Raw genomic sequence first — 12,939 nt, forward strand, 5'->3', positions numbered from 1 at the left:
CTCCAGCGGTGTCGGGGCTGCCCAATCTCGCCGACGCCGCCGGGTGAGGCCACCGCGGCGCGGTGAGATCTGGACCGGCGGGCATCGGGGGCCAGCCGGGCAGCGGCTGGTCCTTTCCTACCGGGCTTCTGCCGGGGCGCGTTCCACCGGCGGCCGATCAGGCCCCGGAACCGGTGCTGATCCGTTCCCGGTACCGGCTCGCCCGGTAGACGCCGAGGATGCGGTGGTCGGCGTAGAAGGACAGCTCCTCGAAGGCGCGGGCGACGGCCGGCTCCTCCGGGCTGCCCTCGATGTCGGCGAGGAACTGGGTGGCGACGAAGCCCCCGCCCACCATGTAGCTTTCCAGGCGGGTCATGTTGACCCCGTTCGTGGCAAAGCCGCCGAGGGCCTTGTAGAGCGCGGCGGGCCGATTGTGCACCTTGAAGAAGAACGTCGTGACGATCGGGCCGACACCGGCGGCCGCGCGCAGGTTCTCGCCGGACAGAATGAGGAACCGCGTCGTGTTGTGCTCCGCGTCCTCGAGATCGGCCTGGAGGATCTGCAGCCCGTACGCCTCGGCGGCGAGCCGGGAGGCGATCGCGGCCCTGGCCGGATCGCCAGCCTCGGCGATCTCCCGGGCGGCCCCGGCGGTGTCGGCGTGGGCGACCGCCGTCAGACCCAGCGTGCGCAGCGCCTCCCGGCACTGGGCCAGCGCCTGGGGATGGCTGTGCACCGTCTTCACCTCGTCGAGGGTCACCCCGGGCAGGCCGAGCAGCTGGWGACGGATCGGCAGGAAGTACTCGCCGATGATGTGCACCCCGGGGCGGGGGAGCAGATGGTGGATGTCGGCGACCCGACCCGCGGTGGAGTTCTCCACCGGGATCATCGCCAGGTCCACCTCACCCTCCTCCAGYGCGGAGAAGCACTCGTCGAAGGTCTGGTAAGGGACCGCGTCGTAGTCCGGATAGACGTCCCGGCAGGCGATGTGGGAGTTGGCTCCCCGCTCGCCCTGGAACGCGATCCTCTGTCGGGCGGTCATCCATGTCCTCGAATCCGCTGGATCGGKTACCGGCTGGGTCCGTGCCGGCTGGGTCCGTGCCGGTGTTGACTCCTCGACCGTACAGTCCCCGGGCGAGGAGTCCCCCCGCGCCCGAGGAGCGGGCTCAACCGCCGGCGGCGAGCGCGCGCGGCAGTGTCCGTGGCTCCGTCTCGGGCGGGAGCAGGCGGATGCCGGCGTGCAGCAGCACGACGCCGCGGCGGCCGACAAGCACCGGATCGAGCAGGATCTCGGCGATGGYCGGCAGTTCCTCCCCGAGCCGGGCGACGCGGTGCAGCAGGTCGGCCAGGGCGTCGGTGTCGGCGGCGGGCGCCCCGGAGCCGCCGAGCAGCAGCACACTGCCGCGGATCTCCTGGATGAGCTCGGCCGCGTCCCGGTCGGTCAGCGGCAGCGTGCGGGAGAGCGGGTCGACGAGCAGGTCCGCGACGACCCCGCCCAGGCGCAGTGAGAGCAGCGGACCGACGATGGGATCCTGCCGCAGCCGCACCACGGTCGACACCCCGGCCGGGGCCATCGGCTGCACGAGCATGTCGCCCGGCCCGACGGCGGCGCGGATGGCCTGCCAGGCCTGCGTGAGCCCGGCCGCATCGTCGACTCCGAGCTGGACGGCGCCGACGTCGAGCCGGCTGCGGAACCGTTCGTCGGCGATCTTCAGCGCCACCGGCCACCCGAACGCCTCCGCCGCGGCGAGGGCCTCGGCCTGGTCGCCGACCCGCCGGCTCGGCCAGGCGCGCAGGCCGACCCCGGCCAGCAGGGTCGCGACGGCGGCATCGGGCAGCCACGCCCCGTCCTTCGGGTAGCGCTCGGCCTCGGCGCGGGCGCGGTCCAGGTCGATGCCGGCCAGCACGGGGACGCTGCCCTGGTCCCGGGCCCGCCAGGCGGCATGGTCGGCCGCGCGGGACAGCGCGAGCGCGGCCGACTCCGGCGAGGCGTAGGACGGCACCGACCCCGGGCCCGGGGTACCCGAGCCGTCCCGGACAGCCAGTTGGGCGGGGATCCCATCCTGCCCGAGAAAGGAGGCGAGCAGCGGCAGGCCGCTCTCGACGGCCACCGCGCGCACCGAGCTCGCCAGCCGGTCGACCTGCGCGTGCGGGGTGACCAGGGTGATGATCGCGTCGACGTCCCCGGAGGTCGCGACCGCGCGCAGCGCGGCGTCGAACCGGTCCGGATCGGCCAGCGGCCCGAGATCGACGGGGTTCGTGGCGTACCGATGGCCGACCAGCGTGGCGAGGCCGGCGCAGGTCGAGGCGGACAGCGCCGGCACGTCGAGCCCGTAGGTACGGCAGGCGTCGGCGGCGAGCGCCGCGAGCGCGCTGGAGGTCCCGACGATGCCGACCCGCCGGCCGGCCGGCAGCGGTTGGCAGGCCAGCAGCTGGGTCGTGTCGAACAGCTGGCTCAACGTGTCGACGCGGATCACCCCGGCGCTGCTGAACAGGGCGCCGATGTCGCTGTGGGCGGCCTCCCGCCCGCTCTTGAGCGCCACGACCGGCTTGTGCCGGCTGAGCTCGCGGGCGATCCGGGCGAACCGGCGTGGGTTGCCCAGGCTCTGCAGATGCAGCATGACCACGCCGGTTCGTGGATCGGAGCGCCAGTACCGCAGCAGGTCGTTGCAGGAGACGTCCGAGCGGTCCCCGATCGAGACGAACGTGGAGATGCCCAGYGCGCGCCGGGAGGCGTCGGTGAGGAACGTGCCCGCGAGMGCCCCGGACTGGGTGAACAGGCCGACCCGGCCGGGCGGGGGGTCGCCGACCGCGAAGGTGGCGTGCAGCCGGACCGTCGGGACGGTGTTGATGACGCCCATCGCGTTCGGCCCGATCAGTCGCATGCCGCCGTCACGGGCGATCCGGATAACGTCCGCGAGCCGGGCCCGTCCCTCGTCACCCCCGTCGGCGAAGCCGGCCGCGACCACGATGACGCCGCGTACCCCCTTCTCCGCGCAGGCCCGCATGACCTCGGCGACCCGTGGCGCCGGCACCGCGACGACCACGAGGTCGATCTCGACTGGGACGTCGCGCAGGTCTCGGTAGGCGTAGACGGACGCCACATGGGTTGCCGCGGCGTTGACCGGATAGACAGAGCCGGTGAACTCGCTGGCGAGCAGCCGACGGAAGATCTCGTGACCGATCGAGCCCGGCTCGCGGCTCGCCCCCACCACGGCGACCGTGCGCGGGTGGAGTAGCCGGGCGATGCTGCGCGACTCCGCCAGGTTCTCCCGCAACGGATGCCTCCTCGCTGGTTYGTCGCTGGTTCGTCGCTGGTTCCTCGCTGGTTCCCGCTGGCGGCGGGGAAGACCGCGACGCCGGCGCGACGCCGTCCGGAAGCGAGGTTTACTCGTGTCGTCGCGGGTAGGTCCGGGTACGCCCGGACAGCATCAGGTAGTCAGCGAGGTGACCATCATGACCGATCCCGGGACGTCGCGCCTCCCCCGGGACGACGCGAAGCAGCAGCAACTCGACGCCGTCCGAGTCGGCGACGACGGCGCCCGCATGACCACCGACCAGGGGATCGGTGTCGAACACACCGACGACTCGCTCGCGGCGGGGGAACGCGGTCCGACGCTGCTGGAGGACTTCCACTTCCGAGAGAAGCTCACTCGGTTCGATCACGAGCGCATCCCCGAGCGGGTCGTCCACGCCCGTGGTGCCGGTGCCTACGGGTACTTCGAGGCGTACGAGTCGCTCGCCGACGTGACCCGGGCGCACTTCCTGGGCGAGGACGGCCGGCGTACCCCGGTGTTCGTACGGTTCTCGACCGTCGGCGGTTCCCGCGGTTCCGCGGACACGGTCCGGGACGTACGCGGATTTGCCGTAAAATTTTATACCGAGGAGGGTAACTTCGATCTCGTCGGTAACAACATGCCGGTGTTCTTCATTCAGGACGGCATCAAGTTCCCCGACTTCGTCCATGCGGTGAAGCCGGAGCCGCACAACGAGATCCCGCAGGCATCCTCCGCGCACAACACCCTGTGGGACTTCGTCAGTCTCGTCCCCGAGTCGATGCACATGATGATGTGGCTGATGTCGGACCGGGCGCTGCCGCGCAGCTACCGGATGATGCAGGGCTTCGGCGTGCACACCTTCCGGTTCGTCGATGCCGCCGGGCAGGGGACCTTCGTCAAGTTCCACTKGCGGCCGAAGCTCGGCACGCACTCCCTGGTCTGGGACGAGACACAGAAGATCGCGGGCAAGGACCCCGACTTCAACCGGCGGGACCTGTGGGAGTCGATCGAGAACGGTACGTTCCCGGAGTGGGAACTCGGCGTGCAGCTCGTGCCGGAATCCGACGAGCACGCGTTCGACTTCGATCTTCTCGACGCGACGAAGATCATCCCTGAGGAGCGGGTGCCGGTGCGGCCGGTGGGACGGCTGGTGCTCAACCRCAACCCCGGCAATTTCTTCGCCGAGACCGAGCAGGTGGCGTTCTGCGTACAGAACGTCGTCCCCGGCATCGACTTCACGAACGACCCGCTGCTGCAGGYCCGGCTGTTCTCCTACCTGGACACCCAGCTGATCCGGCTCGGCGGCCCGAACTTCGCCCAGCTGCCGGTCAACCGGCCGGTCGCGGCGGTGCATAACAACTCCCGCGACGGTTACGGGCAGCATCGCATCCAGCAGAGCCAGACGTCGTACTTCCCGAACTCGATCAGCGGCGGTTGCCCGGTGCTCTCCGATCCGGCGCACGGCGGGTACGTGCACTACGCCGAGCGGGTCGACGGGAACACGATCCGTAAGCGGAGCGAGAGCTTCAAGGACTTCTACAGCCAGGCCACCCTGTTCTGGAACAGCATGTCCTCCTGGGAGCGGCGGYACATCGTCGACGCGTTCAGCTTTGAGCTCGGCAAGGTCGACTACACCCAGATCAAGGAGCGTGTCCTGGGACATCTCGCCCAGGTGGACCACGAACTCGCGGCCGGGGTCGCCGAGAACCTCGGACTGCCGGTGCCACCGGAGAGCACCCCGAACCACGGACGATCCTCACCCGCGCTGAGTCAGGCCGACCAGCCCAGCGGGGTGGCCACCCGCAGGATCGCGGTGCTCGCGGCGGACGGCGTGGACGAGGTGGCATTGCGTTCGGCCACCGCCGCGCTGCGCGAACAGGGCGCGATCCTGGAGGTTCTCGCGCCGCACGGAGGCATGCTCGCCACGGTGTCCGGCGACGCGTTGCCGGTGGACCGAACGCTGGTGACCATGTCCTCGGTCCTCTACGACGCGGTGTTCGTCGCCCCGGGCGAGCGCGGTGTCACCGCACTGACACACAACGGCGAGGCCGTGCACTACGTCGGCGAGGCGTACAAGCACGCGAAGCCGATCGGCGCGGTCGGCGCGGGGGTGTCGCTGCTCGAGATCGCATCCTTGCCGGGCGCGCGGGTCGCCGACCAGGGTGACGCGGTGGTGTCCGACCGGGGTGTCGTGACGGTCCGCGACCTTGCGGGGCCGTCCGTGCTCGGCGACTTCGGTTCCGCGTTCGCCACGGCCGTGGCCGCCCATCGGCACTTCGACCGCGCGCTGGAGGCCGTCGCCGCGTAGGGCCGGGTGCCGATGGTGCCGATGCGCCAGATCGTGACTGACGGTCAAGGCCTGTCAGGTCCTCGGGGAGGCCGGGTTCACGCGTGATCACGCCGCTCGCCGCCGGTGTCGTACCGGCGGCGAGCGGCGTGGACCTGGTGTGCCGAGACCGTGGCGAGTAGTTCCTGGTAGCCGGTTTCGGACCGGGTGAGATACGGGTCGGTAAAGCGTTCGGTGAGAAAGGTGCGCACGATCGAAGGCTGCGCGCGATGTGCCCCCGCCGATCACCCTGCCCCGCCGATCACCCGACGAGTGTCCCACCCGCACCCACCGCACCACACCATCCCGGTACGACGTAGGGCCGTATCMACATCCGCATCCCACTCCGCGTGCAGCCGGGATCGCTCAGGGAACGGCCTGGTGAACCATCTGCCAAGAGGCCGAGCAGCATCATCGGACCGCCGGGGAGGACGGACCGCCGGGGAGGTCAGTGCACGAGTGTCTTCATGGCGGCGGTGAGCGCGCTCAGGCCGRCTTTCGCGTCGTTGAAGAGCATTCCGGTCTTCGGGTCGGTGTACAGCTCGTTGTCGATGCCGGCGTAGCCGTGGCCCATGGAGCGTTTGATGACGATGACGCTCTTCGCCTGGTCGACGTCGAGGATCGGCATACCGGAGATCGCGTTGCCGGGACGGCGGGCCGCCGGGTTGGTCACGTCGTTGGCGCCGACGACCAGGGCGACATCGGCCTGCGCGAACTCGGGGTTGACCTCGGCCAGTTCCTTCATCTGCGGATAGGGGACGTGCGCCTCGGCCAGCAGCACGTTCATGTGGCCCGGCATTCTGCCGGCGACCGGGTGGATCGCGTAGCAGACGTCCACCCCGTGCTGCGTGAGCAGGTCGGCGAGCTCGACTACTTCATGCTGGGCCCGCGCCGCCGCAAGCCCGTAGCCGGGCACGATAATGACCTTCGACGCGTACGCCAGCTGCAGGGCCGCGTCGTCCGCCGCGACCGACCGCACTGGGGCCGAGGMCGCCGCGCCGGCGTTTCCGGTCGAGTCCGCGGTGCCGAAACCACCGACGATGATGGCCGGGATCGACCGGTTCATCGCCTCGGCCATCAGCACGGTGAGGATGGAGCCGGACGCCCCCACCAGCGCGCCCGCGATAACGAGAACGGTGCTGTCGAGCACGAAACCGGCCATCGCCACGGCCGTCCCGGTGAACGCGTTCAGCAGCGAGATCACCACCGGCATGTCCGCGCCGCCGATCGGCAGCACCATCGTCACGCCTAAGCCCAGCGCGGCGGCCGCGACGATCGACAGCGCGATCGTCCCACCGTGACMAGCGACGATCGCCGCCACGCCGGTCACGGCGACCGCGGCCAGCGCGGCGTTCAGTAGTCGGGCGCCGCGGAACAGCACCGGCGCGCCACTGATCAGGCCCTGCAGCTTGCCGGCGGCCACCAGCGAGCCGGAGAAGGTCACCGCGCCGATGACGACGTCGAGGCCGACGGTCACGGTGGTCTGACCGGAGGCCCCGGCCAGCCCGGCCGCGCCGCCCAACCGCGCCACCTCGGCGAACGCGACGAGCGCCGCCGCGCCGCCGCCGACCGCGTTGAACACGCTGACCAGCTGCGGCATCGCGGTCATCCGCACGGTCCGCGCCGCATACAGGCCCGCGCCGGATCCCAGGAGCACACCGGCGATCAGGACGATCAGGCCGGTAGCGGTGATGACGCCGTCCCGGGCCAGCAGCCCGACGGCGGTCCCGACGGCCGCCACCATCCCGGCCGCGGACAGCTGGTTGCCCCGGCGGGCGGTCGCGGGCGAGTTCATCAGGTGCAGGCCGAGGACGAAGYAGCTCGCCGCGGCCAGGAACAGCAGGCGGATCGCCGTGTCCGAGCCGCTCATGACCGCTCACTCCCCACTGCCGGCTGGTTCTGCCCTGCCGGCTGGTTCTGCCCTGCCGGCTGGTTCTGCCCTGCGAGCCGGCTTCGCTCCGCGGCCGGGCGCCGGTGGAACATCTCCAGCATCCGGTCCGTCACCACGTAGCCGCCCACCACGTTCATCGCGGCGAACGCGGCGGCGAAGAACACCAGGACGTAGCCCAGTGGGGTGTGCGCTGTCGCGGCGACCAGCATCGCGCCGACGACGACGATGCCGTGGATCGCGTTCGCGCCGGACATCAACGGTGTATGCAAGGTGGACGGCACCTTGCTGATGACCTCGAACCCGACCAGCAGGCTCAGGACGAGGACGGTCAGGTCGGTGACCAACGTCTCGGTCATGTCCTCACGCTCCAGACTGGCTTTCCGCGGAGCCGCCGGTCAGCAGGGCGGCGGTGGCGGGGTGGACGACCCGGCCGGCGTGGGTGATGACGACCCCGGCCTGAATCTCGTCGGCGGTGTCGATGGTGAGCGCGCCGTCGTGGACCAGATGGCCCAGCAACGCGGCAACGTTGCGGGCATAGGCGGCCGATGCCGCAGCMGGCATCAGGGCCGGCAGGTTGCCGGCGCCGATCACGGTGACGCCACCCGCGGTGACCACCGTCTCATCCGGCGCGGAGATCTCCACATTGCCCCCGAGGGGGCTCGCGGCGAGATCCACGACGACCGACCCGGGCCGCATCGTCTTGACCGCCTCCTCCGTCACCAGCAGCGGCGGCCGGCGGCCGGGAACCTGAGCGGTGGTGATGACGACGTCATGGCGGGCGACGGCGGCAGCCAGCGCCTCTTGCTGGCCCGCCAGTTCCTCGGCGGTCAACGCCCGGGCATAGCCACCCTGACCCGCTCCGCCGGCCACCCCGCCCAGGTCGGGCCCACCCAGGTCGAGGAAACTCGCACCGAGCGAGGTCACCTCGCCCCGCGCCTCCGGGCGGACGTCGTAACCGCGGACGACCGCGCCGAGCCGGTGGGCCGTGCCGATCGCGGCCAGCCCGGCCACGCCCGCGCCGAGCACCAGCACCTCGGCGGGCCGGGCCGTGCCGGCCGCCGTCATCAGCAGCGGGAAATAACGCGGGTAGGCGTCGGCGGCGACCAGCACCGCCTTGTACCCGGCCACATTCGCCTGGGAGGTCAGCGCGTCCATGGACTGGGCCCGACTCAGCGTCCGCGGCAGYCCGTCGAGGCTCACCGCGGTCACCCCCGCCTCGGCCAGCTGCGCCATCACCYGCGGCCGCGGCAACGGCGCCAGCAGCCCTACCAGGGTCTGCCCGCCGCGCAGCAACGCGCGCGTCCGCGGGTCCGGGAGGCTGACCGACACCACCACGTCTGCCCGCGCGAACAGGTCGAGCCGTGCGACGACGGTGGCGCCGGCCTCGGCATAGGCGCCGTCGGGAAACCATGCGCCACGTCCGGCTCCGGTCTCGACGAGCACGTCGAGACCGGAGCCGACCAATCGGCCCACGACCTGCGGAACCATGGCCACCCGACGCTCGCCGGGCGCGGTCTCCATGGCCACGCCCACGGTAAGCGGACTCATGGTCTTTCCCCCTTTCGGGATTCTCCTCGTGTTCCCTTCCCCGTTGGGGGGATGAGGACCGATGGCCGTGCGGGCAAGATCAAAGCAGACCAGGTCAGACCGGGTCAGACCAGATCAGACCGGGTCAGACCGGATCAGATCGCGTTAGATCGCGTTAGATCGGGTCAAATTTGATCAGGCCGGACCGGTCGGAATGGGCCAGATCAGAACTCGAACACCAGCCGGGCCGGGACCCTGCTGTCCAGGACCTCGTCCATGCAGGCGTTGACGTCGTCCAACTTCCGGCCGGAAGCGATCACCCTGGTCCGGCCGGCCGCGTGCAGCCGGAACACCTCGGCCAGATCGTTGCGGGTGCCGACGATCGATCCCTTGACCGTGATCCCCTTCAGGACCGTGTCGAAGATCGGGATGGACATCGTGCCATCCGCCGGCAGGGCCACGCAGACCAGCCGGCCGCCGCGCCGCAGCGAGGCGAACGCCTGCTCGAACGAACGGGGCGACGCGGCGAGCGCGACCGCCACGTCGGCGCCGCCCAGCCGCTGGATGGCCTCGACCGGGTCGGCGGTCCGCGCGTTCACCACGTGGTCGGCGCCCAGTTCGGTGGCCAGCTCCAGCTTGGCCTCGGTGACGTCGACCCCGACGGTGAAACCACCCGCGATGCGGGCGTACTGCAACGCCAGGTGGCCCAGCCCGCCGATGCCGAACACGGCCACCGTCTCGGCCGGGGTCACCCCGGCTACCTTGATGGCCTTGTAGGTGGTCACGCCGGCGCAGGTCAGCGGCGCGGCGTCGAACGACGGCACGTCACCGGGCACCGGCACCGTGTAGTCCGCGTCGGCCACCGCGTACTCGGCGAACGCACCGTCGATCGAGTAGCCGCTGTTGCGCTGGCTTTCGCACAGCGTCTCCCAGCCGCCGACGCAGTAGCGGCAGCGTCCGCAGGCGTGACCGAGCCACGGGATCGCGACCCGGTCGCCGATCGCGCGCCCGGTCACCCCGGCGCCCACGGCCTTGACCACGCCGACGCCCTCGTGACCAGGGACGAACGGGGGAGTCGGCTTCACCGGCCAGTCACCGTGCGCCGCGTGGATGTCGGTGTGGCACAGACCGCTGGCCTCCATCCGTACCAGGATCTGGCCCGGCCCCGGCACCGGGACGTCCCGGTCCTCGATACGCAACGGTGCCCGGAAATCGGTGACAACTGCTGCCTTCATAACATCCTCCAGTCAGGGGAATCGTCGATGGGAAATGCCAAAGGACTCCGGAACCCTGGACTCCGGAACCCTGGACTCCGAGACCCTAGAACAGGCCGAGCGCGTTCTCGTCGTAGCTGACCAGCATGTTCTTGGTCTKGCTGTAGTGCTCCAGCATCATCCGGTGGTTTTCGCGGCCGATGCCGGACACCTTGTATCCGCCGAATGCCGCGCCCGCCGGATACTGGTGGTAGCAGTTGACCCAGACCCGGCCGGCCTTGATGCCCCGGCCMATCCGGAACTGGCGGGCACCGTCCCGCGTCCACACACCGGCACCGAGCCCGTAAGGCGTGTCGTTGGCGATGGCCAACGCCTCGGCCTCGTCCTTGAAGGTGGTGACAGCCAGCACCGGGCCGAAGATTTCCTCCTGGAAGACCCGCATCTTGTTGTGGCCCTTCAGCAGCGTCGGCTCGAAGAAGTAGCCGTTCGCGAACTCTCCGGCCAGCYGCGTCCGGTGCCCACCGGCCAGCAGTTCGGCGCCCTCAGCCAGGCCGATGTCCACGTAGGAGCCGATCTTTGACAGCTGCTGCGCGGAGACCTGCGGGCCCAGCATTGTCGCCGGGTCCAACGGGTTGCCCTGCTGGATCCGGCCGACCCGTTCCAGCGCCCGCGCCATGAACTCGTCGTAGATCGACTCCTGGATCAGCGCCCGGGACGGGCAGGTGCACACCTCGCCCTTGTTGAACGCATACAGCACCAGCCCCTCGACCGCCTTGTTCAGATAGGCGTCGTCGGCGGCCAGGACGTCCTCGAAGAAGATGTTCGGGGACTTTCCGCCCAGCTCCAGGGTGACCGGGATGATGTTCTGCGCCGCGTACTGCATCATCAGCCGGCCGGTCGTGGTCTCACCGGTGAACCCGATCTTCGCGATCTTCGGGCTGGTGGCCAGGGCTCTGCCGACCTCGGCGCCGGGCCCGTTGACGATGTTGATGATGCCGGGCGGGATGACGTCCTGAATCACCTCGGCGAGCTTGAGGATCGACCACGGCGTCGGTGACGCCGGCTTGATCACCGAGCAGTTACCCGCGGCCAGCGCGGGCGCCAGCTTCCACGCCGCCATCAGCAACGGGAAGTTGAAGGGGATGATCTGCCCGACCACCCCGAGCGGCTCGTGGAAGTGATAGGCGTAGGTCCTGCCGTCAATCTCGGAGATCGACCCCTCCAGGGTGCGCGCCGCCGCGGCGAAGTACCGGAAGTGGTCGGCGGCCAGCGGGATGTCGGCAGCCAGCGTCTCCCGCACCGGCTTGCCGTTCTCCCAGCTCTCCGTGACCGCGAGCATCTCCCGGTTGGCGTCGATCGCATCCGCCACCGCGGTCAGCACCTCGGCCCGCTCCGCCGGGGACGCGGCGGCCCAGGAGYCGGCGGCGGCGTGCGCCGCGTCCAGGGCGTCCTCGACATCCTCCGCCGCCGACCGCGGTATTTCACAGATCGGCTGCGCCGTGGCCGGGCTGAGGTTKGTCGAATACTTACCGGCCCGCGGCGGCAGCCACTTTCCACCGATGAAGTTCTCGTACCGGTCCGTAACATGGACGATACTGCCTGGCTTTCCAGGTGGGACGTACGTCATGACAGCCTCCCGATCTCCACAGGGCGGGCACACCTTCCGGCGTGCCCCGACCGGCACGTATGTTTCTCTGCCGAGGCCAAGCACCCCATATCGCGCCAGTCCTGAGACCATGTGCGGAAGGTCCCGACCCCCGATGCCGAACGGGCCGTTCCCGGACCAGTGCCGGGCAGCCTAAGTTGATCATGCTGTTGTGTTGGGTTTTCGGGGTGCGGCGCGGTGTGGCTCGATGACCGGCGACGGCAAAGAGGGAACTGCCCGCGCCAGGGCGGCGCGGGCAGGCCACGGGCCGAGGCCTCACCGGCAGGCCTCACCGGCAGGCCTCACCGGCAGGCCTCACCGGCAGGCCTCAGGCGGCGAGGTCGATCACCACGCGCGACGGGTTCGACAGTTCGAGCACCCGAAAGCCGACCCGATCGTCAACCCCCAGGCCGAAATGGACGTATCCCTCGTAGTCGCCGGTCATCCGATACTGGACGAGCGCGGGAAGCCCGCCGCCGGCCCGCGGTGTGCGCAGCGTCGACCTACCGGTCTCATCGTGGGCCACGGCCGGGAACAACACCACCTCCAGGAACGCCTGCCCCCGCAGCGGGACCGCAACGCCCTCGCCCGGCGACAGCACCTCGGCCACGTAACGCACCTCGTAGCCAGGGAGCTGCCCTTGGAACTCGATCGTCAGCCGATCGAAAGCCATCCCGCCGGCGACGTTGTGCGCGCCGCGCACCGCGACGACCGTCGCGTTACCGTACAGCTGATGCTCGACGCGGCGCGGTTCGCTCGACCAGACCGGCTCCCGCGGCGTCGCGGTCGTGGAAGGCGACGTCACCACCGGTCCATCCGGCGAGCGGGAGGACACGGACGGAGAAGGCACCGGCGTGGTGCCGGACACCGATGGCTTCGGCGTGGTGACGTCGGTGGAGCCGCCGCCACCGGCACCGCCGCCACATCCCAGCGGCACGAGCAGCGCGCCCGCCAGCAGCGCCACCGCCCCGATCCATCGCCGGCCCGTTGTTGTCCGCACCTTCATGCAACTCACCTCGCAGCCCAGCTCACCTCGCCGCCCCGGGTGGCCGAAAGGGACCTTCGGTAGGGGGACGGTCAGG

The 12,939-nt window shown here is 70.5% G+C and carries 10 protein-coding genes; 1 reads left to right on the forward strand and 9 read right to left on the reverse strand.

All coding sequences use genetic code 11. The annotated features are described in order from the left end of the window. Window positions 1-157: 157 nt before the first annotated feature. Together Manayef4_RS13890 and Manayef4_RS13895 are read right to left on the reverse strand one after the other, a co-directional pair. Complete coding sequence (locus Manayef4_RS13890; protein WP_070131882.1) at window positions 158-1,018, reverse strand: prephenate dehydratase; 861 nt, start codon at window positions 1,016-1,018, stop codon at window positions 158-160. Between the two features lie 124 nt (window positions 1,019-1,142). After that, window positions 1,143-3,254, reverse strand: a complete 2,112-nt coding sequence (locus tag Manayef4_RS13895) for an acetate--CoA ligase family protein (protein WP_070131883.1) — start codon at window positions 3,252-3,254, stop codon at window positions 1,143-1,145. Between the two features lie 178 nt (window positions 3,255-3,432). Between Manayef4_RS13895 and Manayef4_RS13900 the strand changes: the two genes are divergently transcribed. Then, complete coding sequence (locus Manayef4_RS13900; protein WP_070131890.1) at window positions 3,433-5,562, forward strand: catalase; 2,130 nt, start codon at window positions 3,433-3,435, stop codon at window positions 5,560-5,562. Between the two features lie 77 nt (window positions 5,563-5,639). Here the strand turns inward: Manayef4_RS13900 and Manayef4_RS25025 are convergent, their stop codons facing one another. The 7 genes from Manayef4_RS25025 to Manayef4_RS13930 form a co-directional block, all read right to left on the reverse strand. After that, window positions 5,640-5,792, reverse strand: a complete 153-nt coding sequence (locus Manayef4_RS25025; RefSeq protein WP_157493469.1) for a hypothetical protein — start codon at window positions 5,790-5,792, stop codon at window positions 5,640-5,642. A 236-nt stretch (window positions 5,793-6,028) separates the two neighbouring features. Further along, window positions 6,029-7,450 (reverse strand): NAD(P)(+) transhydrogenase (Re/Si-specific) subunit beta, encoded by a 1,422-nt coding sequence (locus Manayef4_RS13905; protein WP_070131884.1) that lies wholly within the window; start codon window positions 7,448-7,450, stop codon window positions 6,029-6,031. Next, window positions 7,447-7,827: an NAD(P) transhydrogenase subunit alpha gene (locus tag Manayef4_RS13910; RefSeq protein ID WP_070131885.1), complete on the reverse strand. Its 381-nt coding sequence runs from the start codon at window positions 7,825-7,827 to the stop codon at window positions 7,447-7,449. The genes Manayef4_RS13905 and Manayef4_RS13910 overlap by 4 nt, the downstream gene beginning before the upstream one ends. Before the next feature lie 4 nt (window positions 7,828-7,831). Continuing rightward, window positions 7,832-9,019, reverse strand: a complete 1,188-nt coding sequence (locus Manayef4_RS13915) for an NAD(P) transhydrogenase subunit alpha (protein ID WP_070131886.1) — start codon at window positions 9,017-9,019, stop codon at window positions 7,832-7,834. 203 nt (window positions 9,020-9,222) lie between these two features. Further along, the gene (locus Manayef4_RS13920; RefSeq protein WP_011437331.1) at window positions 9,223-10,233 is read right to left on the reverse strand and encodes a zinc-dependent alcohol dehydrogenase; all 1,011 of its coding nucleotides are present in this window, start codon (window positions 10,231-10,233) and stop codon (window positions 9,223-9,225) included. Window positions 10,234-10,318: 85 nt separating this feature from the next. Beyond that, window positions 10,319-11,839: an aldehyde dehydrogenase family protein gene (locus tag Manayef4_RS13925; protein WP_070131887.1), complete on the reverse strand. Its 1,521-nt coding sequence runs from the start codon at window positions 11,837-11,839 to the stop codon at window positions 10,319-10,321. Between the two features lie 346 nt (window positions 11,840-12,185). Beyond that, on the reverse strand, window positions 12,186-12,863 hold the full coding sequence (locus Manayef4_RS13930) for a hypothetical protein (protein WP_011437329.1): 678 nt from the start codon (window positions 12,861-12,863) through the stop codon (window positions 12,186-12,188). Window positions 12,864-12,939: the final 76 nt, after the last annotated feature.

Origin of the sequence: Frankia sp. CgMI4 (genome assembly GCF_001756285.1) — a bacterium.
GTDB lineage: Bacteria > Actinomycetota > Actinomycetes > Frankiales > Frankiaceae > Frankia > Frankia casuarinae.

Excerpts from the sequence above, each read along its gene's own strand:
- Manayef4_RS13910 (WP_070131885.1), bottom strand. The coding sequence starts at position 7,827 with ATGACCGAGACGTTGGTCACCGACCTGACCGTCCTCGTCCTGAGCCTG.
- Manayef4_RS13920 (WP_011437331.1), bottom strand. The coding sequence starts at position 10,233 with ATGAAGGCAGCAGTTGTCACCGATTTCCGGGCACCGTTGCGTATCGAG.
- Manayef4_RS13930 (WP_011437329.1), bottom strand. The coding sequence starts at position 12,863 with ATGAAGGTGCGGACAACAACGGGCCGGCGATGGATCGGGGCGGTGGCG.